Below are 26,393 nucleotides of genomic sequence, written 5' to 3'. Positions count from 1 at the left end.
GAAAATCCGAGTGCAGCAGATAGCACGTTCTATCGCTCAGGCATACAGTAATTTGCCCCGCCCCCACCGGGTTATGCTGGGGTCCCTGAGCGTTGTCACCTTGGCTGTCGCCATCTGGCAGCCTTTTGTCTACCACCCTCGCGCGGTGGAGAGTGACACCCCGAAAAGCATACTGCGGGAGACGCAGCAGCTCAGTGCGCTGGCACCTGAGGCCAGTGAGCCTCTCGATCAGCCTGCGCCGGAAGACGAGGTGCCCAAGGATGAGATCGACGACAGCAGCGATGATGCCAGCAGTCACGACTACGTGGTTTCCAGTGGCGATACCCTGGGCAGTATCCTGACCCAGTACGGCGTTGATATGTCCAATGTATCGGCGCTGGCCAAGCAGTATCCTGTCTTGCGTAACCTGAACGTTGGCCAGACCCTGACCTGGCAGGTTAACGATGCCGGTACGCTGCAAAAGCTGACTTGGGAGGTCTCGCGCCGCGAGAGCCGGGTCTATGAGCTGGGCCGCAGCGGGTATAAAGAGACGGTAGAAAACCAACAGGGTGAGTGGAAAAACCGGGTGATCACCGGCACCCTCAACGGCAGTTTTGTGGCCAGCGCTCAGGCTGCGGGGCTCAACCGTACTGAGATTAATACGGTTATCAAGGCGCTGCAGTGGCAGATGGACTTCCGCAAGCTGCAGAAGGGCGATCGTTTTTCGGTGTTGCTGTCGCGTGAGATGCTGGATGGTAAGAGCGCACAGAGTCAGGTCTTGGGAGTGCGCCTACGCAGCGGCGATAAAGATTATTACGCCATCCGTGCCGGAGACGGTAAGTATTATGACCGCCAGGGTGCCGGGCTGGCCAAAGGCTTCATGCGCTACCCGACCAGCAAACATTTCCGCATCAGTTCCAACTTTAATCCGCACCGACTGAACCCGGTGACTGGCCGCGTTGCGCCCCATAAAGGGGTCGATTTTGCCATGCCGGTCGGGACGCCGGTGCTGGCGGTCGGAGACGGCGAGGTAGTGATTGCCAAGCGCAGCGGCGCCGCAGGAAACTATGTGGTGATCCGCCATGGTCGTCAGTATACGACCCGCTTTATGCACCTGAAGACTATCCTGGTTAAGCCTGGTCAGAAAGTGAAGCGCGGCGATCGCGTTGCGCTCTCCGGCAACACCGGTCGCTCGACGGGTCCGCATCTGCACTATGAGTTTTGGGTAAATAACCAGGCGGTAAACCCACTGACGGTGAATTTGCCGCGCTCCGATGCCTTGACCGGCAAAGAGCGTAGCGCGTTCTTCGCCCAGGTGCGTGATGTCGTGCCCCAGCTGCAGCTGGACTGAAAACTCCAACGCAGGATAGCCCATTATCCTAAGCCCGCCTCGGCGGGCTTTTTATATGTACAGCTCGCCATCGTCCTGGATTTCACCTGTCGTCCCATCCGGGGCAGGGGCAGTTTTTTTTTGTCTGCCAAATGGCTACAATTTCCAGCCATCCCATTCGTAATCCGAGTGGGGATCACACAAGAGCCCACTGATGCAACAAGAGACCAAATCAACTCCTGAGTTCATTCCGCACTTTCGTGCCGCGTTCCTCTCGCCCCGTTACTGGGGCGTCTGGTTGGGGATAGCGCTGATGGCGGCGATGGCATTCCTGCCGCTGCGCCTGCGCGATTGGATGATCGGCGCCGTCGGGCGTCTGGCCGGGCGTCTGGCCAGTGGCGCCCGTCGCCGCGCACAAATTAACCTGATGCTCTGCTTCCCGCAGATGGCGGCGCGTCGGCGTGAGGCGATCATTGATACGATGTTCGCCCGCGCGGGGCAGTCCATGTTTCTGATGGCCGAACTGACCCTACGCGGCCCGCAGCGCTTGCTGCGTCATACCCATTGGCACGGCGGGGAGATCATTGAGCAGGCGCGTGAACAGGGGGATAACGTGATTTTTTTGGTGCCTCATGGCTGGGCCGTCGATATTCCCGCCATGCTGTTGGCCGCCGGTGGACAGCCGATGGCCGCCATGTTTCATAATCAGAAGAACCCGCTGGTTGACTATCTGTGGAACCGTGCGCGACGCCGTTTTGGTGGCCGCCTGCATGCACGTAACGATGGCATCAAACCGTTTATCAGTTCGGTACGTAAAGGCTACTGGGGGTATTATCTGCCCGATCAGGATCACGGCGCAGAGCATAGTGAGTTTGTGGATTTTTTCGCCACCTATAAGGCCACGCTACCTGCCATCGGGCGACTGATGAAGCTGTGTCGGGCGCGTATTATTCCGCTGTTTCCGGTGTATGATGGGGATAAAGGGCGGCTGGACATCTATCTTCGTCCATCGATGGACGATATTGCAGGACAGGATGACGATTACATTGCCCGGAGGATGAATCAGGAAGTGGAACTGCTGATGGGGGAACACCCGGAGCAGTACACCTGGATCCTGAAGCTGTTGAAAACGCGCAGGCCGGGAGAGATAGAGCCCTATTGCCGCCAGGATTTATGATGCGGTGCGGCTGAGCGCAGGCCAGTGATTTAAGAGAATAGAATGGGCCTTGGCGTTCTTGCGCTGCTCTGCGTGTATGGGGCCGGCCAGCTTGTTCTTCGCGCTGGTTGCCGCGACGGTGATGTGACCCCGCGGTACGCACAACTGTGGGCTGGGGCTCTGCTTGGCGGGGGGCAGCGTTGTCGGGATCATCAGGTACAGTGCTGTTCATTGTGTTGATGCTGTATGCCGTGGCGAAGGCATAATGAAAAACGGGGGCGCCAGGCGCCCCCGCTGCGTATGGCAGACCTGATTACTCTACGCGCAGGGTGCGGCAGGTGTTGGTGCTGCCGATGGTATCCATCTGATCACCCTGTGTGACGATCACCAGATCACCGGAGAGCAGGAACCCTTTATCCCGTAGCAGATTGGCCGCAGCCTGAGCCGCGGCAACGCCGTCGGTGTGGCTGTCAAAGTGCACCGGTGTGACACCGCGGTACAGTGCGGTCAGGTTCAGGGTGCGCTCATGACGGGACATGGCGAAGATCGGCAGACCGGAGCTGATACGGGACATCATCAACGCAGTGCGCCCGGACTCCGTCATCGCGATGATGGCTGTTACCCCCTTGAGGTGGTTGGCCGCGTACATGGCGGACATGGCGACGGCCTCTTCCGTATTGTCGAACTGGTCATCAATACGGTGCTTGGAGATATTGATGCTGGGGATCTTCTCTGCGCCCAGGCAGACGCGCGCCATGGCGGCTACGGTTTCGGCCGGGTATTGGCCCGCGGCGGTTTCGGCAGACAGCATGACGGCATCGGTACCGTCCAGTACGGCGTTGGCTACGTCCATGACCTCCGCGCGGGTCGGCATTGGGTTGGTGATCATGGACTCCATCATCTGGGTCGCGGTGATCACGACACGGTTCAGCTTGCGGGCGCGCCGGATCAGTTTTTTCTGGATCCCCACCAGCTCCGGATCGCCAATTTCAACCCCCAGATCGCCACGAGCGACCATCACAACATCGGCGGCCAGGATCACATCATCCATCGCTTCGTCGCTGGCGACCGCCTCGGCGCGCTCGACTTTGGCCACGATCTTGGCTTCGCTGTCGGCATCGCGCGCCAGACGGCGGGCATAGTTGAGATCCTCTCCGCAGCGTGGGAAGGAGACAGCCAGATAGTCGACGCCAATCCTGGCGGCAGTCAGGATATCGGCCTTGTCCTTTTCCGTCAGGGCATCGGCAGAGAGCCCACCGCCCAGCTTGTTGATCCCTTTGTTGTTGGACAGCGGCCCGCCCACAGTGACCTCGGTGAATACCTTATCTTCCTGTACGGAGAGCACTTTCAGCTGTACACGGCCATCGTCGAGCAGCAGGATATCGCCCGGCACCACATCTTCCGGCAGCCGCTTATAGTCGATGCCGACCTTTTCTTTATCGCCTTCGCCCTTGTTCAGAGTGGCATCCAGCAGGAACTTGTCCCCAACGTTGAGGAAAACTTTACCTTCCTTAAAGGTGGATACCCGGATTTTAGGACCCTGCAGGTCCCCGAGAATGGCGACATGACGACCGAGTTTGGCGGCAATTTCACGGACTTTGTTGGCGCGTTGCTGGTGATCTTCCGGCGTGCCGTGTGAAAAGTTAAGGCGCATCACGTTGGCACCGGCAGAGATAATCTTTTCCAGATTATTGTCGCGATCGGTAGCCGGGCCAAGCGTGGTAACAATTTTGGTTCTTCTGAGCCGTCTGGACATGCATAACTCCATTGACATGTAACGCATTGGTATTGCCAATACAACGGTGGGCAAATGCACCGGCTCAATGCCGCCGCGATTACCCGGATAGCCCCACTGGCAGCGTCGCCGGCGGGGGACGCCGGTTGGCTAAACTGCAGGCGCCCGGCGTGTATTATTCAGTCTGTTGGCGGGGTGGCTGCTTCCCTTACTCAAAGTGTGCGGGCAGGGCGATGCTTTTATCAAAGCGCGATTCCTTCAAGGCTTCCTTGACCCGCTTCAAGTTATCCCGGAATTTCGCTCCGCGGCGCAGGGTAAAGCCGGTTGCCAGTGCATCCACCAGGGTCAGCTGCGCCAGACGTGAGACCATGGGCATATAGACATCGGTATCCTCCGGCACATCCAGCAGCAGAGCCAGAGAGGCTTCCAGGGCCAGCGGTGTGTCGCGCGAGGTGATGGCGATCACCGTCGCATCGTTCTCCCGTGCCAGGTGCGCCATTTCTACCAGACTTTTGGTACGCCCGGTGTGGGAGATCAGAACCACCACATCACCCTCGTTGGAGTTCATGCAGCTCATGCGCTGCATGACGATGTCGTCAAAGTAGACCACCGGGATGTTGAAGCGGAAAAATTTGTTCATGGCATCATGGGCCACGGCGGCGGAGGCGCCAAGGCCGAAGAAAGAAATTTTCTTTGCCTGGGTCAGCAGGTCGACCGCGCGGTTGATGGTGACCATATCCAGGTGGTTTTTGGCCATCTCCAGGCCAGCCATTGCCGACTCGAAGATCTTGCTGGTATAGGCGTCGACACTGTCGTTCTCTTCAACGTTGCGGTTAACGTAAGGGGTTCCGTTGGCAAGGCTCTGTGCCAGATGCAGTTTAAAATCCGGAAACCCTTTCGTTTCCAGCCGACGGCAGAAACGGTTTACCGTAGGCTCACTGACATCGGCCATCTTGGCCAGGGTGGCGATACTGGAGTGGATGGCGGTCTGCGGCACTGCGAGGATCACCTCGGCGACTTTGCGTTCTGATTTACTCAGTTGATCCAGATTCGCCTGGATTTTTTCCAGCGTATTCATAGGAGAGGGCCACTTATGGGGTTGGACGATTTCATAAAGAGGAGAAATCTATGAACGTTTGTTGAAAATATACAACGACAGATAACGGCTTTGCAGCCCATCGAACGGTCTATTGTCGGCTTTTTTTGTAATGTATGAGCTGTGTCTAACTTTCGGCATGGTAATTTTTATACAAATTTGATAGAAAATTACAAGAAGAGACGGTCGCATGGTGCGATGGCAGGCTGGCACTACGCTTTTACGCACAAACTGTGTATGGAAAGCGCAACGGAAAAGTCGTTTTTCTCGCTACAATCAGGATCATCAGAATGATTCTGTAAAAAAATTACAAGTAACCTGCACGAGGAGAGAGATATGGCGGTAACGTCAACGGCACAGGCTTGCGACCTGATTATTTTTGGCGCCAAGGGCGATCTGGCCCGGCGCAAGCTGCTGCCTTCCCTGTATCAACTGGAAAAAGCTGGCCATATTCACCCCGAGACGCGCATTATCGGCGTCGGCCGCGCCGAGTGGGATGCCGCGGCCTACCGTAAGGTGGTGCGTGAGGCGCTGGATACCTTTTTGAAGGAGCCGCTTGACGATGCACTGTGGCAGCGTCTGAGTGCCCGCCTCGACTTTTGCAACCTGGACGTCAACGATACCGAGCATTTTCAGCGTCTGGCGGAGAGGGTGGAGCCCCAGCAGCGGGTGACCATTAACTATTTTGCCATGCCGCCGAGTACCTTTGGCGCGATTTGCCAGGGGCTGGGACATGCGGGGATGAACCTCCAGCCCAGCCGTATCGTCATGGAGAAGCCGCTGGGGACCGATCTGGCCTCATCGCAGGCGATTAACGATCAGGTAGCGCGCTATTTTGATGAAAATCAGGTATACCGCATCGACCATTATCTGGGTAAGGAGACGGTGCTGAACCTGCTGGCGCTGCGTTTTGCCAACGCGCTGTTTGCCAATAACTGGGACAACAGCATGATCGACCACGTGCAGATCACCGTGGCGGAAGAGGTCGGCATCGAAGGGCGCTGGGGCTATTTTGATCAGGCAGGACAGATGCGCGACATGGTACAGAACCATCTGCTGCAGATCCTGACCATGATCGCCATGGATCCGCCAGCGGACCTCTCCACCGACCGTATCCGCGATGAGAAGGTCAAGGTGCTGCGATCCCTACGCCGCATCAACCACAGCAACGTACGTGAGACAACGGTGCGCGGCCAGTACACCGCCGGCTTCGTGCAGGGACAGAAGGTGCCGGGATACCTGGAAGAAGAGGGGGCGAACAAGTGCAGCAATACGGAAACCTTTATTGCCATTCGCGTCGATATTGACAACTGGCGCTGGGCAGGGGTGCCGTTTTATCTGCGTACCGGTAAGCGCCTGCCGAGCAAGTGCTCTGAAGTGGTCATCTATTTCAAAAATCCACCGCTGAACCTGTTCAGCGACTCCTATCAGGCGCTGCCGCAGAATAAGTTGACCATTCGCCTGCAGCCGGATGAAGGGGTACAGATCGATATTCTGAATAAGGTGCCGGGGCTGGAGCATAAACACCGTCTGCAGACCACTAAGCTGGATCTGAGCTTCTCCGATACCTTCCATCAGGAGCATCTGGCAGACGCCTATGAACGCCTGCTGCTGGAGGCAATGCGCGGTATTCAGGCGCTGTTTGTCCGCCGCGATGAAGTGGAAGAGGCCTGGAAGTGGGTCGACTCCATCATGACGGCCTGGGCCGACGACAACGACGCGCCGAAGCCTTATCAGGCGGGTACCTGGGGGCCGGTATCTTCGGTGGCGCTGATCACCCGCGACGGCCGTTGCTGGAACGAATTCTGAGTGGACTGTGCGGGGTGCAGGCCGCCCCGCGCAACGCGAGAGGAGCAGATATAAATGGCACACCTTATCGAATTTGGCAGCGCGGACGCGCTGAACATCCACCTGGCAGAGGCTGTCGCCGAGCGCCTGCGTCAGGGGATCGCCGCCTGCGGGCAGGCCAGCCTGGTGGTCTCCGGTGGACGCACCCCGCTGGGTCTGTTTGCGGTGCTGCGTGAGCAAGCGCTCGAGTGGTCACGGGTCTGGGTGACCCTGGCGGACGAACGCTGGGTCGGGACAGACGATGACGCCAGCAACGAGCAGCTGGTACGGGCGAACCTGTTACAGGGGCCGGCGGCGGCGGCGCGTTTTATTGGCCTGAAGAATGACGCGGCGACCCCCTTTGATGGTGCGCAAGCCGCAGAGGCGGCGCTGGCGGTAATGGCGCGTCCCTTTGACGCGCTGATCCTGGGTATGGGGGACGACGGCCATACCGCATCACTTTTCCCCGGGGCAGAGAATCTGTTCCCGGCTCTCGCGATGGACTCCGGACGCGTGTGTATGGGGATGACCCCGCTCACGGCGCCGCTCGATCGCATCACCCTCACACTCCCGGCCCTGCTGGACAGCCGTCATATTTACCTGCACCTGGTGGGCAACGCCAAACGCAGGGTATATGAGCAGGCCGCCGGCGGAGCGGAGGTGAATGAGATGCCGATCCGCGCCGTGCTCCAGCAGAGCATGACGCCGGTCGACGTCTACTGGACGGCATGAGGCTGTAATGAATCCAATCGTAGAACGTGTTACCCAACGCATTATTGAACGCTCCCGCGCCACTCGTGTGGCGTATCTGGCTAAGATTGAGCGGGCGCGCAGCACACGTGTGCAGCGCGCCCAGCTGGCGTGTGGCAACCTGGCGCACGGCTTCGCCTCCTGTACTCAGCAGGATAAGGCATCGCTGAAGAGCATGACCAAAAGTGATATCGCGATCATCACCTCGTATAACGATATGCTTTCCGCCCACCAGCCCTATGAAAGCTATCCGGAACAGATTAAGCAGGCGCTGCATCAGGTGGGGGCAGTCGGTCAGGTAGCCGGTGGCGTGCCGGCGATGTGTGACGGGGTGACTCAGGGTCAGGATGGCATGGAGCTGTCGCTGATGAGTCGCGAAGTGATAGCCATGTCCGCCGCGGTCGGGCTGTCGCATAACATGTTCGACGGCGCGCTGTACCTGGGCGTCTGTGACAAGATCGTGCCGGGGCTGTTCATGGCAGCGATGTCCTTTGGCCATCTGCCGACCCTGTTCGTGCCGGCCGGGCCGATGGCCAGCGGTCTGCCGAACAAGGAGAAGGTACGCATCCGTCAGCTGTTTGCGGAGGGCAAGGTCGGGCGTGACGCCCTGCTGGAGTCAGAGGCTGCCTCCTACCATGCGCCGGGCACCTGTACATTCTATGGCACGGCCAACTCCAACCAGATGGTGATGGAGGTGATGGGGATGCACCTGCCGGGCGCCTCTTTCGTTCAGCCGGACTGTGCGCTGCGTCATGCGCTGACTGACGCGGCGGCACGTCAGGTGACGCGGATGACCGAGAGCAGTGGCAGCTATCTGCCGGTCGGGCGGATGGTGGATGAAAAGGTCGTGGTTAACGGCATTGTCGCCCTGCTGGCGACCGGCGGCTCGACCAATCTCACCATGCACCTGGTGGCGATGGCGCGTGCCGCGGGCATCCTGATCAACTGGGATGACTTCTCCGAGCTCTCAGAGGCGGTTCCGCTGCTGTGCCGTATTTACCCCAACGGTCCGGCGGATATCAACCACTTCCAGGCGGCCGGCGGCGTGGCGCTGCTGGTGCGAGAACTGCTGAAGGGCGGGCTGCTGCATGACGATGTCGACACCGTGGCGGGTCACGGCCTGCACCGTTACACCCAGGAGCCGTTCCTGGAGAACGGGCAGCTGGTGTACCGCGAAGGCACCGGGCGTTCCTACGATACGGCAGTGATCGCCAGCATTGAGGCGCCATTTGCCCCTCACGGCGGCACCAAAGTGCTGTCCGGTAACCTGGGGCGCGCGGTGATGAAGACCTCGGCGGTACCGGAGGAGAACCAGATTATTGAAGCACCGGCAGTGGTGTTTAACAGCCAGCATGACGTGCTGCCGGCCTTTGAAGCGGGCGCGCTGGATCGTGACTGCGTGGTGGTGGTGCGCTATCAGGGACCGCGGGCCATCGGGATGCCGGAGCTGCACAAGCTGATGCCGCCGCTGGGTGTGCTGATGGATCGCGGGCTGAAGGTGGCGCTGGTGACGGATGGTCGTCTCTCCGGCGCCTCGGGTAAAGTGCCGTCGGCGATTCACGTGACGCCGGAGGCCTGCGCCGGTGGCCTGCTGGCCAAGGTATGCAACGGCGACATGATCCGGGTTGATGGGCGCAGCGGCGAGCTGACCCTGCTGGTGGATCAGGCGGAACTGGCGGCGCGCGATGCATTCCAGCCGGACCTCTCCGCGCTGCACGACGGTTGTGGCCGTGAGCTGTTCAACGCGTTGCGTGAACAGTTGTCCGGTGCCGAAGAGGGCGCCAGTTGCATCCCGTTTTACCGTTCCTGATAGGCGAGGCGACGTATACCGCCTCAATAGCTGTGACCGATCCCGGGCGCAGGCCCAGGCGTCAGACCGGCAGGGAATGCCGGTGCTCGGGGTCACTTATTAATCCGCCGTAAGGCATCTGGAGAGAAGCGACAATGAACAATTGGAAAGTGAGTGCGGAATCCATTCTGAAAACAGGCCCGGTCGTACCTGTTATCGTTATCAACACGCTGGAGCAGGCCATACCTTTGGCCAAGGCGCTGGTTGCCGGTGGGGTGCGGGTACTGGAAGTGACCCTGCGTACAGACTGTGCGCTGGAGGCGATCCGCCTGATTGCCCAGGAAGTACCGGACGCCATCGTCGGCGCCGGTACCGTGACCAATGCGGAGCAGCTGCGCCAGGTGACCGAGGCCGGCGCCCAGTTCGCCATCAGCCCGGGGCTGACCGATGGCTTGCTGCAGGCCGCCGTGGCCGGCAGTATTCCGCTGATCCCGGGTATCAGCACCGTTTCTGAGCTGATGCAGGGGATGGACTACGGTCTGAAAGAGTTTAAATTCTTCCCCGCGGAGGCCAACGGCGGTGTGAAAGCGCTGCAGGCCATCGCCGGGCCGTTCTCCCAGATCCGCTTCTGCCCGACCGGCGGTATTTCACCGGGTAACTACCGCAGCTACCTGGCGCTGAAGAGCGTGCTGTGCATCGGTGGATCCTGGCTTATCCCGGCGGACGCCCTGGAGTGCGGGGACTATGCGCGGATCACCGCGTTGGCGAAAGAGGCGGTTGCCGGCGCTCAGGCGTAACTTTTTGCGCGCTGCATGGTTACTCATCGCGCGGGCGGTGCTATGCAGCCATTGGCGTGGCATCCGTTCACGGGGCGTGCGCCTAATGCGTTGACCCGGCAGGAGAACAAGGCCGTCCTTTTAGGACGGCCTTGTTCTTTTATGGATGATAACTTATTTATTTTCAGTGATTTTATTTAAAGAACGTAGTAAAAGGTGGTTTGCTATAAAAAATAGCCTGTGCTACAACTAATATATCAATTAATTACCGGAGGACACTGCACAAACCGTACACCCAGATTCAGGTACGGGGGAATAGGGTAAACCACTATGAAAAAGTATAATCGTTTAATGATTAAAACCTCTGCATATCTGTTATTCATTTCCTCCACGATTGCCAGTGAGTATCACTGGTGCAGTGAGTTATAGCGCCTTTTTCTCCAGGTATCTCCCCACGGTTGCGCTTAGTACGCCCGTGCTGGCGGTATCATCTTACTATTTCCACTCTACGCGAGCGGCGCCGATTGTTTGCGATGGATTCTTATATCTAACGTTTTGTAAACCCGGCGGTAAGATCAGTGGAATCAAACAATGCACCAATAAATAAAATTAAATCATTGGAGAAAGAATATGATTTACTGGATTTTCCTGGCATGTGCCATCGTGGCTGAAATTATTGGCACCCTTTCGATGAAATGGGCCAGCGTCAGCGGGACGATGAGCGGCAATGTCGTCATGCTGCTGATGGTGACCCTTTCTTATATCCTATTGTCCTTTGCGGTTAAGCGGGTCGCGCTGGGGGTGGCCTATGCCCTGTGGGAGGGGATTGGCATCTTGTTTATTACGCTGTTCAGCGTGCTGTGGTTTGACGAGCCAATATCTGTGCTCAAGCTGAGCGGCCTAGGGCTGCTGGTAGGGGGGATCATCTTGCTGAAGTCCGGTACGGTGAAAAAGAGGCGCTCGCCCTCCAGCCCGGTGACGGGGCCGACGGGGAGGAAACATGTCGTCGCTTGAATGGGTATACGGCGTTTGGCTGGCACTGGCTGTGGCGCTGGAGATCGCGGCCAATATTCTGCTCAAATGGTCTGACGGTTTTCGCCACCCACTGCCGGGCGTACTGTCGTTGCTGGCCGTACTGGCCGCCTTTGGGGCGCTGAGTCAGGCGGTAAAGGGGATTGAACTGTCCGTCGCCTACGCCCTGTGGGGTGGTTTTGGCATTATGGCGACTATCGCGGCGGGCTGGGTGCTGTTTGGTCAGCGGCTAAACTGCAAGGGGTGGTGCGGGCTGCTGCTGCTGCTGGCCGGTATGGCGGTGATTAAGCTGGCCTGAATTTTGGAGAACGGCCCACTTGCGGGCCGTTTGTTCAGCGGGCGGCGACGATTTTGATCTCTACCCGATACTGCGGGTGCATCAGCTTGGCCTGCACGGTACAGCGCACCGGCGCTTTACCGGGGGCGACCCAGGCGTCCCAGGCGGCGTTCATGGCTGCAAAGTCCGCACTGTCTGCCAGGAAAATGGTGGCATCAAGAATCCGGGTCTTATCGCTGCCCAGCTGGCTGAGCAACATGTCGATGGCAGCCAGCGCGTTGGCAGTCTGCGCCGTTGCGTCGGCATCCAGGTTTTCCGGCACACTGGTAAAGTAGATGGTGTTGTTGAAGACGGTGGCATCAGACCAGCGCTGCTCCGGATTGATACGTTCGATAGACATAAATCTCGCCCTTAATAAGTGGTGGTGTCTGCGGCGTCAGTATACTCAAAAGCGGCGCGGCTGTATCCTCCGCGCCCCCACGTCGCGCGCTATCTGCGCGGGAAGATGGAGCTTGCGCCGCGGAGTTGGCATAATCCCCTTTTTACTCCTCCTGATGAGAGATGCCGTGGCCGATGATTTTGCCCCCGACGGGCTATTAACCCAGAGTATTCCCGGCTTCACCCCCCGGGAGGCCCAGCGTCAGATGGCGCAGGCGATCAGCGCGGTGATTGCGGCGCGGGGATCGCTGGTGGTGGAGGCCGGTACCGGCACCGGTAAGACCTTTGCCTATCTGGTTCCGGCGCTGCGCTGCGGCCATAAGGTGATCATTTCGACCGGTTCCAAGGCGCTGCAGGATCAGCTGTATAACCGCGATCTGCCGCTGATGAAGCGGGTGCTGAACTTTCAGGGGGCGACCGCGCTGCTGAAAGGGCGGGCCAACTACCTGTGCCCGGAGCGCCTGGAGCAGCAGTCGTTGGCAGGTGGCGATATCGCCCCGGCGCTGCTGGCGGAGCTGATGCGGGTGCGCAGCTGGTCATCGCAGACCGGGGATGGCGATATCAGCCACTGCCATGGGGTGGCGGAAGATAGCGCCGTCTGGCCGCTGGTGACCAGTAATAACGATAACTGTCTGGGCGGGGACTGTCCCCACTATAAAGCGTGCTATGTGGTCAAGGCGCGCCGCCGTGCCATGGATGCTCAGGTCGTGGTGGTGAACCACCATCTGTTTTTAGCCGACCTGGTAGTCAAAGAGGGGGGCTTTGGCGAGCTGATCCCGGAGGCTGAAGTGACCATTTTTGATGAGGCGCATCAGGTGCCGGACATCGCCAGTCAATATTTTGGCCAGCAGCTCTCCAGCCGCCAGCTGTTGGATCTGGCGCGCGACATGATCATGGCGTACCGTACCGAGCTGCGGGACGTCGCCCAGCTGCAGAAAAGCGCCGATCTGCTGACCCAGCGCAGCCTCGATCTGCGCATCGTTCTGGGCGATCCGGGCTTTCGCGGTAACCTGCGCGATATCCTCGCGCAGGCCGAGGTGCGCCGCTCTCTGGTGCTGGTGGATGATGCACTGGAGCTGTGCTACGACGTGATGAAAATGTCGCTGGGCCGCTCGGCGCTGCTCGATGCCGCCTTTGAGCGCGCCACACTGTACCGCAACCGTCTGAAGCGCCTTTCTGACGTTATGCAGCCCGGCTACTCATACTGGTATGAGTGTACGCCGCGTCATTTCGTGCTGGCGCTGACGCCGCTGACGGTGGCGGAGAAATTCAGTGAGCTGATGCGCAGTAAGCCCGGAGCCTGGATTTTTACCTCGGCAACGCTGGCGGTGGAGGATGACGTCTCGCACTTCAGTGCGCGTTTGGGGCTGACGGCGGCGCAGAGCCTGCTGCTGCCCAGTCCCTTCGACTATGCTCATCAGGCGCTGCTGTGCGTGCCACGCTTCCTGCCACCGTCCAACCAGCGCGGTGCCGCCGCACAGCTGGCGCAGATGCTGACGCCGCTGATTGAGGCCAACAATGGCCGCTGTTTCTTTCTGTGTACCTCACACGCCATGATGCGCGAGCTGGCGCAGGCCTTTCGCGCCAGCCTCACGCTGCCGGTGCTGGTGCAGGGGGAGAGCGGAAAGTCCCGGCTGCTGGCTGACTTCATTGCCGCCGGTAACGCGCTGCTGGTGGCGACGGGTAGCTTCTGGGAAGGCGTGGACGTGCGCGGCGATACCCTGAGCTGTGTGATAATCGACAAGCTGCCCTTTACCGCGCCGGACGATCCGCTGCTCAAGGCACGCATGGAGGATTGTCGTCTGCGTGGGGGCGATCCCTTTACCCAGGTACAGCTGCCCGATGCGGTGATCACCCTGAAGCAGGGGGTGGGGCGTCTGATCCGCGACAGCCGCGATCGCGGGGCCATCATTATCTGCGACAGCCGCCTGGTGATGCGCCCCTATGGCGAGGTGTTTTTGCGCAGCCTGCCGCCTGCGCCGCGCACCCGCGATCTGGCGCGGGTTATCGACTTTTTGCGCGCCGTGCCAAGCATGGCGCCGGAGGAGGGAAAGGTGAATTGAGAAACACAGGGTTAAGGGGCTGTGTTATTATTCTGCCCATTGATAATTCATTTCTTTTCTTGCCGAGGTTGGCATGTCCACGCGAATTTTAGCGATTGATACCGCAACGGAAGCCTGTTCCGTTGCACTGTGGAATAACGGTGAGTCTCTGGCGCTGTTTGAGATCTGTCCACGCGAACACACCCAGCGTATCCTGCCGATGGTGCAGCAGATCCTGGCCGGGGCGGGGGTGACGCTGGCCCAGCTGGATGCGCTGGCCTTTGGCCGCGGGCCGGGCAGCTTTACCGGTGTGCGTATCGGCGTGGGGATCGCCCAGGGACTGGCACTGGGTGCCGGGCTGCCGATGATCGGCGTCTCCACGCTGGCGACGATGGCGCAGGGCGCCTGGCGCTGTACGGCGGCGGGCCGGGTTGTGAGCGCGATCGATGCGCGCATGGGCGAGGTTTATTGGGGCGAGTACTGCCGCGATAGCGACGGTGTCTGGCACGGCGGCGCCACCGAGGCGGTGCTTAATCCACAGCAGGCGGGCGCCCGTTTGGCCGCGCTGCAGGGGGAGTGGGCGATGGCCGGTACCGGCTGGCAGGCCTATCCCGATCTGGCGCAGGACGCGGGCCCAATGCTGCGCGACGGGCAAATGCTGCTGCCTCACGCCGAAGATATGCTGCCGCTGGCGCTGCACGCCTGGCAGGCGGGGGAGACGGTGGCGGTGGAGCAGGCGCAGCCGATCTACCTGCGCAATGAAGTGACCTGGAAGAAACTGCCGGGGCGCGGCTAACGCCTGCAGGGGAACCCGGCGCAGAACGGCGGGTCAAAGAAGAGTGTAGGCGCCGCCAACGGCGGGCATATCTCGCCGTCGCTTTGGGCACGGTAGGTAAAGGGGAGCGTAATGATGCGGATAAAGATGAAGTGCATCGCCGGGGTAGCCGCTGCGCTGCTGCTGGCCGGATGTGTGAGCGTACCGGAGTCGGTGCGTGGCACCTCACCGACGCCGCAGCAGAACTTTGTGGCGGTGCATAATGCGCCGGATTTATACGTCGGCCAGGAGTCCCGTTTCGGCGGCACGGTGGTCAGCGTCACCAACAAGAAAGAGGCCAGCTACCTGGAGATCGCCGTGATGCCGCTGGACAGCGGTGCCCGACCGATTTTGGGGCAGCCGGTACTGGGGCGCATTCTGGCCAAAAGCAGTGTCTTTCTTGACCCGATCAACTTTAATCGCCAGCTGGTGACGGTGGTCGGACCGCTGACCGGCAGCGTAGAGGGAAAGATCGGCCAGACGCCCTATAACTTTGTCACCATGGATATCGGCGGCTATCAGCGCTGGCAGGTCGATCAGCAGGTGATTATGCCGCCGCAGCCGATTGGCCCCGGCCCCTGGGGCTATGATCCCTATTGGCGCCGTCATTACTGGGGGCCGGGCTTTGGCCCGGGCTGGGGCTGGTATGCTCCGATGCCGGCGCGGATTGAAAACGTCGTGGTGCCGCAGCCCTAGCGGCGCGGAGATTGCGCAAAGCCTGCGCGTTTGCGTGTTAAAAGCGGACAAAGTCGGGGGCGGCGGGCAGATTTTGGTGTCATTGGCGCCCGTCAGGTATAAAATGACATGCTGCCTGCTGTCCATGTATTGCGCGTGGATGCGTCGGCTGTGAACAAAGAAACCCCGCCCTGCGGGGTTATTTGTTTTTAATGCCAGGAGGGCATATTCGACAGCGCTATCGCCTATTCGATACGCGTGGCACCGCCCGCGCGGGGCGATATCCGTACCCCTCATACAGATAAGAAACACGGGAGAAGCGCCTTGGAAAAGGTTTGGCTTAAACGCTATCCGGTAGATGTGCCGGCGGAAATCAATCCGGATCATTACGCCTCGCTGGTGGACATGTTTGAACACGCCGTAGCACGCTACGCGGATCAGCCTGCGTTCATCAATATGGGACAGATAATGACCTTCCGCAAACTGGAGGAGCGCAGCCGCGCCTTTGCCGCCTACCTGCAAAACGGTCTTGGGCTGCAGAAGGGCGATCGCGTCGCGCTGATGATGCCCAATCTTCTGCAGTATCCGATCGCGTTGTTCGGTATCCTGCGTGCCGGGATGGTGGCGGTCAACGTCAACCCGCTGTATACCCCGCGCGAGCTGGAGCACCAGCTGAATGACAGCGGCGCCAGCGCGATTGTCATCGTCTCCAACTTTGCCCATACCCTGGAAAAGGTGGTTTTCTCGACCCAGGTTCGCCACGTGATCCTGACGCGGATGGGCGATCAGCTGCCGACGGCGAAAGGCACGTTGGTTAACTTTGTGGTCAAGTACATCAAGCGTCTGGTGCCTAAATATAATCTGCCGGACGCGATCTCGTTCCGCCGTGTGCTGCAGCGCGGGCGACGCATGCAGTATGTTAAGCCGGATATCGTCAACGATGATTTGGCCTTTTTGCAATATACCGGCGGTACGACCGGCGTCGCCAAGGGGGCGATGCTGACCCACCGCAATATGCAGGCGAACCTGGAGCAGGCCAAGGCGGCGTATAGCCCGTTACTGAAGGTGGGGCATGAAATGGTGGTTACAGCGCTGCCGCTCTACCACGTGTTTGCCCTGACGGTAAACTGCCTGTTGTTTATTGAGCTGGGCGGCCGTAATTTGCTGATCACCAACCCGCGCGATATTCCGGGCATGGTGCGTGAGCTGAGCCGATACCCGTTCACGGCGCTGACCGGAGTGAATACGCTGTTTAACGCGCTGCTGCACAATGAAGACTTCCGCGAGCTGGACTTTTCGTCGTTGCGGCTGTCGGTGGGCGGCGGGATGCCGGTGCAAAAGGCGGTAGCCGAACGTTGGGAGCAGCTGACCGGTCACCATTTACTGGAGGGCTACGGGCTGACCGAGTGCTCACCGTTGGTGGCGGGGAATCCCTACGATCTGAAGCGCTACAGCGGTAGCATCGGGCTGCCGGTACCGTCGACGGATGTCCGTTTGGTGGATGACGAAGGCCGTGAGGTCGCGCCGGGGGAGGCCGGAGAGCTGCAGGTGCGCGGTCCGCAGGTTATGCGCGGCTACTGGCAGCGTCCGGAGGCAACGGAAGAGATTATGCGTGACGGCTGGTTGGCCACCGGCGATGTCTGTACCATGGATGAGCAGGGCTTTTTACGCATCGTCGATCGTAAGAAGGACATGATCCTGGTCTCCGGATTTAACGTGTATCCCAATGAGATTGAAGAGGTGGTAGCGCTGCATCCCAAAGTGTTGGAGTGTGCGGCCATCGGTGTTCCCAGCGAAAGCTCGGGGGAGATGGTCAAGGTGTGCGTGGTAAAGCGTGATCCTGGACTGACCCGCGATGAGTTGGTGAGCCACTGTCGCCGCCATCTGACCGGCTATAAGGTGCCAAAGCAGGTGGTATTTTATACAGAGCTGCCCAAGAGCAATGTAGGGAAGATTTTACGCCGGACACTGCGCGAAGCACAGGCGGCAGATGACAAACGGTAGCTTCGACGCGTACCCTGTCTCCGGTTGTTAACCGCAGTGCGCCGGCGCGGCCGTCGGCGCACTGTTTTTTTGGGGCGGAATGAAATGATACCGCCCGTTCACGTTCTGCCGCGGCAGGCGTTTTGATGAGATTATAATGCTAAAGTATCAGTTAATTACTTCCAGCAGCGCGCTGAAAGAGGTCTGTGAACGCGCCAGCGCCTGCCCTTATATCGCGCTGGATACGGAGTTTGTCCGCACCCGTACCTATTATCCCCAGCTGGGGTTAGTGCAGCTGTATGACGGTGAGATGCTGTCACTCATCGATCCGCTGACGATCTCCGACTGGCAACCGTTTGTCGATCTGCTGCGTAACCCACAGGTCGTCAAACTGTTGCACGCCAGCAGCGAAGATCTGGAGGTCTTTCTGCATGACTTCCAGACTCTGCCTCAGCCGCTGATCGATACCCAGATCCTGGCGGCCTTTAGCGGTCGTCCGCTTTCCAGCGGCTTTGCCGCCATGGTCAGCGCCTATCTGCAGGTCGATCTGGACAAGAGCGAGTCGCGTACCGATTGGCTGGCCCGTCCGCTCAGCGAGCGCCAGTGTGACTATGCTGCGGCAGATGTCTATTACCTGCTGCCGATGGCGCATAAGCTGCTGGCAGAGGTTGAGGCCTGCGGCTGGTTGCCGTCGGCACTCGATGAGTGTCAGGCTCTGTGCCGCCGTCGCGCTGAAACAGCGGATCCTGCGCTGGTCTACCGGGAGATGACCAACGCCTGGCAGCTGCGTCCGCGTCAGCTGGCCTGCCTGCAGCTGCTGGGTGAGTGGCGCCTGAATCAGGCCCGCGCCCGCGATATGGCGGTTAACTTTGTGGTGCGTGAGGAGAGTCTGTGGCTGGTGGCACGCTATATGCCGGGATCGATGGCCGAGCTGAGTGAAATCGGTGTCAGCGGACCAGAGATCCGTTATCACGGTAAGGCGCTGCTGGAGATCGTCGGACGCAGCGCTGCGCTGGAAGAGGCACAGCTACCGCCCACCGTTGGGCGTTTGATCGACCACCCGGGCTATAAACAGGCGTTTAAGTATATTAAGACGCTGGTGCAGCAGGTAGCGGAGCAGCAGGGGCTGACGGCGGAGCTGTTGGCGTCTCGGCGCCAGATTAATCAGCTGTTGAGTGTGCACTGGCAGCTGAAGGCGGAGCAGCCGGATCTGCTGAGCGGCTGGCGTGGTCAGCTGCTGGCCGATGGGCTGAATGACATGCTGAAAAAATAGCGTACACAGACGCTAAATAATAAAGACAGCCTTAGCGCTGCCTTTATTGTATTGGTGAGCTGAATTGTAGAATAAACCAAAATTTATTCACTTTATCGGGCAGATAATCTGCGCCGTAGCATAATAATCAGATTATTCTATAAATACGTCGTAATAATAAGCAGATGATAGTCACCTGTCTGTTTATTTATACAGTTGCTCCCTTAATATATAAGGGAACACTGCGTATCACTCATTTCGGCGCTTCTTCGTTTTCCGGTAAGGTGACATTCAATTCCAGAACCGAAATATCATCTCCTTTCTGTTCCAGTTGTACGCTGACCATTTCGGGATCGATCTGCACATATTTACAGATGACCGCCAGCAGGTCGCGCTTTAGCTGAGGGAGATAGTGGGGCTCGCTGTCTCCCCGGCGCCGCTCCGCGACGATGATTTGCAGCCGTTCCTTGGCGATATTGGCTGTCGTTTTTTTGCGCGACAGAAAGAAATCAAGTAATGCCATGTTTTATCCCCCGAACAGGCGTTTCAGGAAGCCTTTTTTCTCTTCTTCAACAAAACGGAACTGACGCTCTTCGCCCATCAGGCGTTCGACCGTATCACGGTAGGCCAGGCCCGCATCGGACTCATTGTCCAGGATCACCGGCTCGCCCTGGTTGGATGCGCGCAGAACCGACGGGCTCTCGGGGATCACTCCGAGCAGTGGAATGCGCAGAATTTCCAGCACGTCCTCCATGCTCAGCATGTCGCCGCGGCTGACCCGGCCCGGATTATAGCGCGTCAGCAGCAGGTGCTCCTTGATAGGCTCGTCACCGTTTTCGGCCCGGCGAGATTTGGAGGAGAGAATACCCAGGATACGGTCAGAATCGCGTACCGAGGAGACCTCTGGGTTGGTGGTGATGACGGCCTCATCGGCGAAGTAGAGCGCCATCAGCGCCCCGGTTTCGATACCGGCCGGTGAGTCGCAAATAATGAAGTCAAAGCCCATCTCCTGCAGGTCGTCGAGCACTTTCTCTACGCCTTCACGGGTCAGTGCGTCTTTATCGCGGGTTTGAGAGGCGGGCAAGATGAATAGATTCTCAGTGCGCTTGTCTTTGATCAGTGCCTGATTCAGCGTAGCGTCACCCTGGATGACATTGACAAAGTCATACACGACGCGGCGCTCACAGCCCATGATCAGGTCAAGGTTACGCAGGCCAATGTCAAAGTCGATAACAACGGTTTTTTTGCCTTTCTGTGCCAGTCCGGTTGCGATGGCCGCGCTTGATGTAGTCTTGCCAACGCCCCCTTTACCCGATGTAACAACAATAATGCGTGCCATGAAAATATCCTTTTTGAAGAAGGGCCTAGAATAAAGATTGGATAGTAAGGGCGCCGCTGCTCAGGGTGAGGTGGGCGGCCTGCCCATAATAGTTTTCCGGGATCTGATCGCTTAGCCAGTACTGACCAGCGATGGATACCAGCTCGGCGGAGAGATGGCTGCAGAAGATCTGGCTGCCGCTGTCGCCTGCGGCGCCGGCCAACGCTCGCCCACGCATTATGCCGTAGACATGTATATTACCGTCGGCGATTAGCTCTGCGCCGGCGCTGACGTGACTGGTGACGATCAAATCGCCGCTGCGCGCATAAATCTGCTGGCCTGACCGCACCGGGGTACTGATGATTTTGGTTTTCGCCGCGACGGGAGTGGCCGGGGCGACGGGCGCCTTCTTCACCGCGCCTTTACCTTCGCTGAGCAACGGTAATCCCGCATGCAGTACCGCCTGTTTTTGTGTTTCGTCGCGACAGCCGCTGACGCCGATGACGTGCAGCCCTGCAGCACTGAACATGCGTAGCATTTCATGCCATTCCACACTGCCATTCACATCAGTAATATTAATAACAACAGGCGCATTTTTCAAAAACGCGGGCGCTTGACCGACTTTGGCGATTAATGCCGGGCGAATTACCTCTGGTTGAGAATTATGCAAATGGACAACCGAGAGTGTAAAACTGCTGCCTTTCAGTTCTATTGGCGCTTGTGACATCTATCCTTACTCAGCTCAGCAACTGGGAAATCTCCGAAATAACCACGGCGCGCGTGATATTCCGATGTATCTAAGCATGTTATAGTCAGCTGTATATCTAGGCAAGTCGCCGTCAGAATTAAATAGAGTGGAAAAAATGCTTTGTGTGATCTACAGAAGCTCCAAACGCGATCAAACATATCTGTATGTGGAAAAGAAAGATGATTTTTCCCGGATTCCACCTGATCTGCTGAAGAGTTTCGGCCAGCCTCAGCTGGCAATGGTGCTTAATTTGGCCACCCGCACGCGTCTGGCCGGAGCGGAGATCGCGATGGTGAAAGCGGCGCTGGCTGGGCAGGGTTATTATCTACAGTTGCCGCCGCCGCCAGAGAACTTGCTGAAAGGGCACCTGCATGCTCAGGGCAAAACGGCCTTATGAAGTGTATTTCCGCCCGCTTCTCGGCCTAATGCTGTGAACGATATCACGATCTGCCCGGGGGGGCGCTTCCACCGCGATGGATAATCGATAGACTGATGATTCGGGTTGCCACAGGCGACCCCAGCCTGAGGGGAGGTGAGGGATGTATCAGCATCGTGATTGGCAGGGCGCCCTGCTTGAGTTAGCGGTCAGTAAGGTGGTCTGCGTCGGTAACAATTACCGTGAGCATATCCGTGAGATGGGTAGCCAGGCCGCGCCGGAGCCCGTGCTGTTCCTCAAGCCGGAGAGTGCGCTGTGCGATCTGCGTCAGCCAATCGTGATCCCCCACGGGCTGGGGGAGGTGCACCACGAGGTGGAGCTGGCGGTGCTGATCGGTATACCGCTGAGCCAGGCGAATGACGATCGGGTGGCGCGCGCCATCGCCGGTTATGGTGTAGCGTTGGATCTCACCCTGCGCGACGTGCAGCGCGAATGCAAAAAGCACGGCTATCCCTGGGAGAAGGCCAAGGCGTTTGATGGATCCTGCCCAATATCCGGTTTTATTCCTGAGAGCGAATTCGGCGATGCGCAAAACGCCGCTCTTACGCTGAGCGTTAACGGCGTATTGCGACAGTCTGGCAATACGCGCGATATGCTGACGCCCATCCTGCCGTTGATTAGCTATATGAGCCGCTTCTTTACCCTGCGTGCCGGGGACGTGGTGCTGACGGGGACGCCGGCCGGCGTCGGTCCGCTGCTCTCCGGCGACATGCTGACCATTGGTCTGAACGAGCGTATTCTGACGACCCGGATAATTTGAGACCGCCGTGGAAGCGACGGTGAGGTACCCGCTATTGCTCAAGAGGCTTGCATCTGTCGCGTAAAGCGTCTATACAGAGCGACTTTGATAGCACAGCTGCGGGTAATGTGAACATGGGTACAACACCTTTTTGGCAGGAAAAAACGCTGGAACAGATGAGTGACGCCGAATGGGAGGCGCTGTGTGACGGCTGCGGTCAGTGCTGCCTGCATAAGCTGCAGGATGAGGATACTGATGAGATCTATTTTACTAATGTGGCCTGCAACCTGCTTAACATTAAGACGTGCCAGTGTCGCCACTATGCACGGCGCTTTGAGTATGAAGAAGACTGCATCAAATTGACGCGGGAGAATCTGCCGACTTTCGAATGGCTGCCGCCGACCTGTACCTATCGTCTGTTGAGCGAGGGAGCGTCGTTGCCAACGTGGCATCCGCTGCGGAGCGGGTCTAAAGCGGCGATGCATGCGGCGCGTATCTCGGTGCGCTATATCGCGGAGCGTGAAAGCGAGGTCAGCGATTGGGAACAACATATCATGCGTCAGCCGCTGTGGCAGCAGGGGGAAGGAGAGGCGTAAATCAGTTGTGGTCACCTCACCTGATTTGTATGATGATTTGGCCCGCTGCTGCGCCGCCATGCTACGTATGCCGCGGGAATACCATCACAGAACAGGAGGGGGGAACAGATGTATCAGAACATTTTACTACCGCTGGATCTGGGAGAAGAGGCGCTGACGGCGATGGCGTTGGATCAGGTGAAGGCCGTGATCCGCAGCCAGGATATCCGGGTGCGCCTGATGTACGTCGTCGCACAGATCCCCGATTTTATCCTCAACCGCTTTAATCCACAGACCAATCAGTTCGATGATGCGATTGGCGATGATCTGCGTTCGCGTCTACAGGCGTTGGCTGATACGCTGCCGCTTCCGGCGGAAAACATCAGCGTGGTGGTGCGTCAGGGCGGTATCTATGACGAAATTCTGAAAGAGGCACAGTGTATTGATGCCGACCTGATCCTGATCGGATCGCGGCGCCCCAGCATGAAAACCTATTTGCTGGGCTCCAATGCGGCAGCGATCGTTCGTCACGCGCGTACCTCGGTGTTGGTCGCCCGTTAAGCGCCCCATCACACCCGACGGGAAAAGCAAAAGGCACCCTAGGGTGCCTTTTGACGTGGATGGTGGGCGTTAGCAACAAGCCTAGCGATTAAACAGCGAGCGACGCTTTTCCTTGACCAGCTGAGCCATCAGCACCAGCAGACCGATCAGCAGATAGGCGGTAAAGATCCCGACCAGCCACTGCGGCATTTCCAGTTTCAGAAACTGCCACTGGCGTTCAGCGCAGTCCCCGTTGGCGAAAAAGACGGATGGAAGCCATTTGTCCAGCGGCAACCAAGCGGGGAAGGAGACAAAAAAGTCACAGGTATTGAACGGAGAGGGGTGCAGCTGGATCATGGTGTGCTGCCAGGCCAGCTCCAGTCCGCGATAGGCGCTGTACAGCCACAGCAGTAGTGCGGCCCAGCGCAGCGGGGTTTTCGGCGCAGCAGCACCCAGCAGCCCCGCTCCCAGGATCCCGAACAGGGCACAGCGTTCATAAATGCACATGACGCAGGGTTTTAGCAGCATTACATGCTGAAAGTAGAGCGCGGTCGACTCAAGCAGCAGCGCAGTAAACGCCATCAATAGCCAGGCGCCGCGCCCTTGCGAACAACGCTTCAAAAATTGCAACATAACCCGATTTCCATGTCACAAAAGGTGTAATCAGTGTAAACCATTGCCTGCACACTGCCAGAAAAAATTATCTGAAATGCGCGACGTGCGGGAGTTATAGCCCGCTGCTGAGTACGTCCTGGGCCGGCGGCAGGGTCAGTAGATGCCACTGGGACATGAGCTGCGTTGCCGGTTCAAGCGTGAAGATAACGCACAGCAGACCCACCAGCGTCATCACCACCGTATAGGGCAGCGCCATCCAGACCATGCGCCCATAGGAGAGACGGATCAACGGCGCCAGCGCGGAGGTCAGCAGGAACAGGAACGCGGCCTGACCGTTGGGAGTCGCTACCGACGGCAGATTGGTGCCGGTGTTAATGGCGACAGCCAGCAGTTCGAACTGTTTCAGGGAGATAGCGCCAGACTCCAGCGCCGCCTTAGCCTCGTGAATGTAGACCGTACCGACAAAGACGTTATCGGAGATCGACGAGAGCAGGCCGTTGAACAGATAGAACAAGGTCAGCTGACGATCCGGTGGTGACTGCAGCACAAACTGGATCACCGGGGTAAACAGGTGCTGATCGATGATCACCGCCACGATGGAGAAGAACACGGTGAGCAGCGCGGTGAAGGGTAGAGACTCCTGAAATGCCTTGCCGATCAGGTGCTCGTCGGTGACCCCGCACAGTGACGTAACCAGTACGATCACGCTCAGCCCGATCAGCCCAACCTCAGCCAGGTGGAAGGCCAGTGCGCTCACCAGCCAGACGCCGACCAGGGCCTGTATCATCAGGCGCAGCTTATCCTGGCGGCTGCGGCTGTTGGTACTCTCCCGATCGAAGTTGAGCAGGATTTGACGTACGCGATCCGGCAGTTGAGCGCCGTAGCCGAACAGGGAAAATCGCTCGACCAGGTAACAGGTGAGGATACCGCAGCAGAAGACCGGTACGGTAACCGGAGCCATGCGCAGCAGAAACGACACAAAATGCCAGTCGGCATTTTTGGCGATGATCAGGTTCTGCGGCTCACCGACCATGGTCATGACGCCGCCGAGGGCGGTGCCGACGCCGGCATGCATCAGCAGACTGCGCAGAAAGGCGCGGAACTGATCGAGGGCATCGCGTTTGGCGCTGTCGGTCAGGAGGCTATCGTCGCTGAGCGCCACGTTGCTGCCACCGCCAGAGGCGACCTGATGATAGATGCCATAGAATCCCACCGCGACGCTGATGACAACGGCGATCACCGTCAGGGCATCGAGAAAGGCGGACAGGAACGCCGCCGCCAGACAAAAGGCCAGCGATAGGACTATTTTCGAGCGGATGTTAAGCAGTAGCTTGGTGAATACAAACAGCAGCAGCTGCTTCATAAAATAGATACCGGCTACCATGAAAATCAGTAGCAGCAGTACTTCCAGGTTAGCGGCCACCTCATGGGCGATCTTCTCTGGGCTGGTCATTCCGATAAATACGGCCTCCAGCGCTAACAGGCCGCCCGGTTGCAAGGGGTAGCACTTTAGCGCCATAGCCAGGGTGAAGATAAACTCGATCACCAACAGCCAGCCGGCGTAGAAAGGGCTGAGGGAAAAAACCAGTGGGTTGATGATTAAAAAGGCCAGAATAGCGATTTTGTACCAGCCTGGCGCATTACCGAGGAAGTTCTTCGCGAAGGCCTGGGTATATGTGATTGTCATAACGTTGTTAAACCTGATTTCTTATGTGATTTGCCGGTATCGGCTGCGATCCCAGAAAGCGGAACGGAGAATATCTTTGCCGGGAAATTATTAGACTATACTACTTCCTCGTCGGGCGGCAAAGTGGCACCTTGATATAATCTCTTATAAATCATTTGATTATTGTAGGGCTGCTTAATGTAAGTGTCCTACCTCGGCATCATCCTCGTCCGGATCGGACGCCGCGTAGCGCGGCGTACTGATGAGGGCAAATCTTGCAGGTTTTGGTGTGGAGCTGCAATGGGGGGCGTTGGAAATGCGGAGTAACGCGGTTAAGTGCCTATAGACAGGCGTAATCTGCTGAAAAGTATTAATTATTAGAGTCGTGTGCTGACCTCAGGGATCGCGATGCGATAGAATGGGATAAAACGTTACGGGATGGATCCCAGATTCCCCAGAGCGATGCGCGGTGCGGATAAGGGAAACTCCAGCGAGCCGAGACGAGGCTGCGCCGTTGGGGACAGGGTAAGATTACCCAGGACGGGGGTTGGTATATCCTCCTGCGCAGGAAGTCGGGAGCGGTCGCAGCATGGCTCTGTGCGGGGAGGAGGAGAGCGCAGGAAACGCGGTGCTCCACCGTCGGCAAACAGGGTGACCAGCAGTGCGGCGCTACTCAGTACGGCTGTGCTGACGATAAGAATACCCGTGACGTCCATGATCTACCTCCCTACATTGATAATGATTATTATTATATAGGGAGTGTTGTCGCAGTCTCAATGGAAAATGAATTTTATTCTCATTTTGT

The 26,393-nt window shown here is 58.3% G+C and carries 26 protein-coding genes; 17 read left to right on the top strand and 9 right to left on the bottom strand.

Annotated features, from left to right (window positions below; all coding sequences use genetic code 11):
• Positions 1–10: 10 nt before the first annotated feature.
• Positions 11–1,330, top strand: a complete 1,320-nt coding sequence (mepM, locus tag EIEH_RS09735; protein WP_015870944.1) for a murein DD-endopeptidase MepM — start codon at positions 11–13, stop codon at positions 1,328–1,330.
• 193 nt (positions 1,331–1,523) lie between these two features.
• Complete coding sequence (gene lpxM, locus EIEH_RS09730) at positions 1,524–2,486, top strand: lauroyl-Kdo(2)-lipid IV(A) myristoyltransferase (protein WP_015870945.1); 963 nt, start codon at positions 1,524–1,526, stop codon at positions 2,484–2,486.
• A 292-nt stretch (positions 2,487–2,778) separates the two neighbouring features.
• Here lpxM and pyk read toward each other — a convergent pair whose 3' ends face one another.
• A complete protein-coding gene (gene pyk, locus EIEH_RS09725) occupies positions 2,779–4,221 on the bottom strand; it encodes a pyruvate kinase (RefSeq protein ID WP_015870946.1) in 1,443 nt (480 codons plus the stop codon).
• Positions 4,222–4,408: 187 nt separating this feature from the next.
• Positions 4,409–5,278, bottom strand: coding sequence for a MurR/RpiR family transcriptional regulator (locus EIEH_RS09720; RefSeq protein WP_015870947.1), 870 nt, complete (start codon positions 5,276–5,278; stop codon positions 4,409–4,411).
• Between the two features lie 354 nt (positions 5,279–5,632).
• Here EIEH_RS09720 and zwf point away from each other — a divergent pair, with 354 nt between their 5' ends.
• The 6 genes from zwf (at position 5,633) to mdtI (ending at position 11,768) form a co-directional block, all read left to right on the top strand.
• Complete coding sequence (gene zwf / locus EIEH_RS09715) at positions 5,633–7,105, top strand: glucose-6-phosphate dehydrogenase (protein WP_015870948.1); 1,473 nt, start codon at positions 5,633–5,635, stop codon at positions 7,103–7,105.
• 54 nt (positions 7,106–7,159) lie between these two features.
• Entirely contained in the window at positions 7,160–7,855 is a 696-nt protein-coding gene (gene pgl, locus EIEH_RS09710; RefSeq protein ID WP_015870949.1) for a 6-phosphogluconolactonase, read from the top strand.
• Positions 7,856–7,862: 7 nt separating this feature from the next.
• A complete protein-coding gene (gene edd, locus EIEH_RS09705; protein ID WP_015870950.1) occupies positions 7,863–9,683 on the top strand; it encodes a phosphogluconate dehydratase in 1,821 nt (606 codons plus the stop codon).
• A gap of 134 nt (positions 9,684–9,817) precedes the next feature.
• Positions 9,818–10,459, top strand: coding sequence for a bifunctional 4-hydroxy-2-oxoglutarate aldolase/2-dehydro-3-deoxy-phosphogluconate aldolase (locus EIEH_RS09700; protein WP_015870951.1), 642 nt, complete (start codon positions 9,818–9,820; stop codon positions 10,457–10,459).
• 609 nt (positions 10,460–11,068) lie between these two features.
• Positions 11,069–11,452: a multidrug/spermidine efflux SMR transporter subunit MdtJ gene (gene mdtJ / locus EIEH_RS09695; RefSeq protein WP_015870953.1), complete on the top strand. Its 384-nt coding sequence runs from the start codon at positions 11,069–11,071 to the stop codon at positions 11,450–11,452.
• Positions 11,439–11,768, top strand: coding sequence for a multidrug/spermidine efflux SMR transporter subunit MdtI (gene mdtI, locus EIEH_RS09690; RefSeq protein ID WP_015870954.1), 330 nt, complete (start codon positions 11,439–11,441; stop codon positions 11,766–11,768). Before mdtJ ends, mdtI begins: the two co-directional genes overlap by 14 nt.
• Before the next feature lie 34 nt (positions 11,769–11,802).
• Here mdtI and EIEH_RS09685 read toward each other — a convergent pair whose 3' ends face one another.
• Positions 11,803–12,147, bottom strand: a complete 345-nt coding sequence (locus EIEH_RS09685; protein WP_015870955.1) for a RidA family protein — start codon at positions 12,145–12,147, stop codon at positions 11,803–11,805.
• 166 nt (positions 12,148–12,313) lie between these two features.
• Here EIEH_RS09685 and EIEH_RS09680 point away from each other — a divergent pair, with 166 nt between their 5' ends.
• The 5 genes from EIEH_RS09680 to rnd all read left to right on the top strand — a co-directional run bounded on the left by EIEH_RS09680 (position 12,314) and on the right by rnd (position 18,972).
• Positions 12,314–14,248: a DNA repair helicase YoaA gene (locus tag EIEH_RS09680; protein ID WP_015870956.1), complete on the top strand. Its 1,935-nt coding sequence runs from the start codon at positions 12,314–12,316 to the stop codon at positions 14,246–14,248.
• A gap of 73 nt (positions 14,249–14,321) precedes the next feature.
• Entirely contained in the window at positions 14,322–15,023 is a 702-nt protein-coding gene (gene tsaB, locus EIEH_RS09675; RefSeq protein ID WP_015870957.1) for a tRNA (adenosine(37)-N6)-threonylcarbamoyltransferase complex dimerization subunit type 1 TsaB, read from the top strand.
• Positions 15,024–15,134: 111 nt separating this feature from the next.
• The gene (locus tag EIEH_RS09670) at positions 15,135–15,737 is read left to right on the top strand and encodes a Slp family lipoprotein (RefSeq protein WP_035609376.1); all 603 of its coding nucleotides are present in this window, start codon (positions 15,135–15,137) and stop codon (positions 15,735–15,737) included.
• Positions 15,738–16,040: 303 nt separating this feature from the next.
• Positions 16,041–17,720: a long-chain-fatty-acid--CoA ligase FadD gene (gene fadD / locus EIEH_RS09665; protein WP_015870960.1), complete on the top strand. Its 1,680-nt coding sequence runs from the start codon at positions 16,041–16,043 to the stop codon at positions 17,718–17,720.
• A 136-nt stretch (positions 17,721–17,856) separates the two neighbouring features.
• Positions 17,857–18,972: a ribonuclease D gene (gene rnd, locus EIEH_RS09660; protein ID WP_015870961.1), complete on the top strand. Its 1,116-nt coding sequence runs from the start codon at positions 17,857–17,859 to the stop codon at positions 18,970–18,972.
• 232 nt (positions 18,973–19,204) lie between these two features.
• Here the strand turns inward: rnd and minE are convergent, their stop codons facing one another.
• From minE to minC, 3 genes are read right to left on the bottom strand one after another with little or no spacing between them, the layout of a single operon-like run.
• A complete protein-coding gene (gene minE, locus EIEH_RS09655; RefSeq protein ID WP_012848314.1) occupies positions 19,205–19,474 on the bottom strand; it encodes a cell division topological specificity factor MinE in 270 nt (89 codons plus the stop codon).
• A gap of 3 nt (positions 19,475–19,477) precedes the next feature.
• Positions 19,478–20,290, bottom strand: coding sequence for a septum site-determining protein MinD (minD, locus tag EIEH_RS09650; protein ID WP_015870962.1), 813 nt, complete (start codon positions 20,288–20,290; stop codon positions 19,478–19,480).
• Positions 20,291–20,315: 25 nt separating this feature from the next.
• Positions 20,316–20,996 (bottom strand): septum site-determining protein MinC, encoded by a 681-nt coding sequence (gene minC, locus EIEH_RS09645; protein WP_015870963.1) that lies wholly within the window; start codon positions 20,994–20,996, stop codon positions 20,316–20,318.
• Between the two features lie 136 nt (positions 20,997–21,132).
• Between minC and EIEH_RS09640 the strand changes: the two genes are divergently transcribed.
• The 4 genes from EIEH_RS09640 to EIEH_RS09625 all read left to right on the top strand — a co-directional run bounded on the left by EIEH_RS09640 (position 21,133) and on the right by EIEH_RS09625 (position 23,328).
• Positions 21,133–21,414 carry a YcgL domain-containing protein gene (locus EIEH_RS09640; RefSeq protein ID WP_015870964.1) on the top strand — a complete coding sequence of 94 codons (282 nt, stop codon included), beginning with the start codon at positions 21,133–21,135 and terminating at the stop codon, positions 21,412–21,414.
• A gap of 142 nt (positions 21,415–21,556) precedes the next feature.
• Positions 21,557–22,213 (top strand): fumarylacetoacetate hydrolase family protein, encoded by a 657-nt coding sequence (locus EIEH_RS09635; RefSeq protein WP_015870965.1) that lies wholly within the window; start codon positions 21,557–21,559, stop codon positions 22,211–22,213.
• A 113-nt stretch (positions 22,214–22,326) separates the two neighbouring features.
• Complete coding sequence (locus tag EIEH_RS09630) at positions 22,327–22,788, top strand: YcgN family cysteine cluster protein (protein WP_015870966.1); 462 nt, start codon at positions 22,327–22,329, stop codon at positions 22,786–22,788.
• A gap of 108 nt (positions 22,789–22,896) precedes the next feature.
• A complete protein-coding gene (locus EIEH_RS09625; protein ID WP_015870967.1) occupies positions 22,897–23,328 on the top strand; it encodes a universal stress protein in 432 nt (143 codons plus the stop codon).
• A gap of 81 nt (positions 23,329–23,409) precedes the next feature.
• On the opposite strand, the gene dsbB is transcribed toward EIEH_RS09625, so the two are convergent.
• The 3 genes from dsbB to EIEH_RS17690 all read right to left on the bottom strand — a co-directional run bounded on the left by dsbB (position 23,410) and on the right by EIEH_RS17690 (position 26,304).
• Positions 23,410–23,940, bottom strand: a complete 531-nt coding sequence (gene dsbB / locus EIEH_RS09620) for a disulfide bond formation protein DsbB (RefSeq protein WP_015870968.1) — start codon at positions 23,938–23,940, stop codon at positions 23,410–23,412.
• Between the two features lie 94 nt (positions 23,941–24,034).
• A complete protein-coding gene (gene nhaB, locus EIEH_RS09615) occupies positions 24,035–25,609 on the bottom strand; it encodes a sodium/proton antiporter NhaB (RefSeq protein WP_015870969.1) in 1,575 nt (524 codons plus the stop codon).
• 410 nt (positions 25,610–26,019) lie between these two features.
• On the bottom strand, positions 26,020–26,304 hold the full coding sequence (locus EIEH_RS17690) for a hypothetical protein (RefSeq protein ID WP_071525717.1): 285 nt from the start codon (positions 26,302–26,304) through the stop codon (positions 26,020–26,022).
• Positions 26,305–26,393: the final 89 nt, after the last annotated feature.

Origin of the sequence: Edwardsiella ictaluri ATCC 33202 (genome assembly GCF_000264785.1) — a bacterium.
GTDB lineage: Bacteria > Pseudomonadota > Gammaproteobacteria > Enterobacterales > Enterobacteriaceae > Edwardsiella > Edwardsiella ictaluri.
The sequence above is the reverse complement of the archived record's forward strand: the minus strand, read 5'-3'. Positions and strand labels throughout refer to the sequence as shown.

What these genes read in the sequence shown, in the direction of transcription:
- lpxM (WP_015870945.1), top strand. Translation starts at nt 1,524, where the DNA reads ATGCAACAAGAGACCAAATCAACTCCTGAGTTCATTCCGCACTTTCGT.
- pyk (WP_015870946.1), bottom strand. Translation starts at nt 4,221, where the DNA reads ATGTCCAGACGGCTCAGAAGAACCAAAATTGTTACCACGCTTGGCCCG.
- EIEH_RS09720 (WP_015870947.1), bottom strand. Translation starts at nt 5,278, where the DNA reads ATGAATACGCTGGAAAAAATCCAGGCGAATCTGGATCAACTGAGTAAA.
- zwf (WP_015870948.1), top strand. Translation starts at nt 5,633, where the DNA reads ATGGCGGTAACGTCAACGGCACAGGCTTGCGACCTGATTATTTTTGGC.
- pgl (WP_015870949.1), top strand. Translation starts at nt 7,160, where the DNA reads ATGGCACACCTTATCGAATTTGGCAGCGCGGACGCGCTGAACATCCAC.
- edd (WP_015870950.1), top strand. Translation starts at nt 7,863, where the DNA reads ATGAATCCAATCGTAGAACGTGTTACCCAACGCATTATTGAACGCTCC.
- EIEH_RS09700 (WP_015870951.1), top strand. Translation starts at nt 9,818, where the DNA reads ATGAACAATTGGAAAGTGAGTGCGGAATCCATTCTGAAAACAGGCCCG.
- mdtJ (WP_015870953.1), top strand. Translation starts at nt 11,069, where the DNA reads ATGATTTACTGGATTTTCCTGGCATGTGCCATCGTGGCTGAAATTATT.
- mdtI (WP_015870954.1), top strand. Translation starts at nt 11,439, where the DNA reads ATGTCGTCGCTTGAATGGGTATACGGCGTTTGGCTGGCACTGGCTGTG.
- EIEH_RS09685 (WP_015870955.1), bottom strand. Translation starts at nt 12,147, where the DNA reads ATGTCTATCGAACGTATCAATCCGGAGCAGCGCTGGTCTGATGCCACC.
- tsaB (WP_015870957.1), top strand. Translation starts at nt 14,322, where the DNA reads ATGTCCACGCGAATTTTAGCGATTGATACCGCAACGGAAGCCTGTTCC.
- EIEH_RS09670 (WP_035609376.1), top strand. Translation starts at nt 15,135, where the DNA reads ATGATGCGGATAAAGATGAAGTGCATCGCCGGGGTAGCCGCTGCGCTG.
- rnd (WP_015870961.1), top strand. Translation starts at nt 17,857, where the DNA reads ATGCTAAAGTATCAGTTAATTACTTCCAGCAGCGCGCTGAAAGAGGTC.
- minE (WP_012848314.1), bottom strand. Translation starts at nt 19,474, where the DNA reads ATGGCATTACTTGATTTCTTTCTGTCGCGCAAAAAAACGACAGCCAAT.
- minD (WP_015870962.1), bottom strand. Translation starts at nt 20,290, where the DNA reads ATGGCACGCATTATTGTTGTTACATCGGGTAAAGGGGGCGTTGGCAAG.
- minC (WP_015870963.1), bottom strand. Translation starts at nt 20,996, where the DNA reads ATGTCACAAGCGCCAATAGAACTGAAAGGCAGCAGTTTTACACTCTCG.
- EIEH_RS09640 (WP_015870964.1), top strand. Translation starts at nt 21,133, where the DNA reads ATGCTTTGTGTGATCTACAGAAGCTCCAAACGCGATCAAACATATCTG.
- EIEH_RS09635 (WP_015870965.1), top strand. Translation starts at nt 21,557, where the DNA reads ATGTATCAGCATCGTGATTGGCAGGGCGCCCTGCTTGAGTTAGCGGTC.
- EIEH_RS09630 (WP_015870966.1), top strand. Translation starts at nt 22,327, where the DNA reads ATGGGTACAACACCTTTTTGGCAGGAAAAAACGCTGGAACAGATGAGT.
- EIEH_RS09625 (WP_015870967.1), top strand. Translation starts at nt 22,897, where the DNA reads ATGTATCAGAACATTTTACTACCGCTGGATCTGGGAGAAGAGGCGCTG.
- dsbB (WP_015870968.1), bottom strand. Translation starts at nt 23,940, where the DNA reads ATGTTGCAATTTTTGAAGCGTTGTTCGCAAGGGCGCGGCGCCTGGCTA.
- nhaB (WP_015870969.1), bottom strand. Translation starts at nt 25,609, where the DNA reads ATGACAATCACATATACCCAGGCCTTCGCGAAGAACTTCCTCGGTAAT.
- EIEH_RS17690 (WP_071525717.1), bottom strand. Translation starts at nt 26,304, where the DNA reads ATGGACGTCACGGGTATTCTTATCGTCAGCACAGCCGTACTGAGTAGC.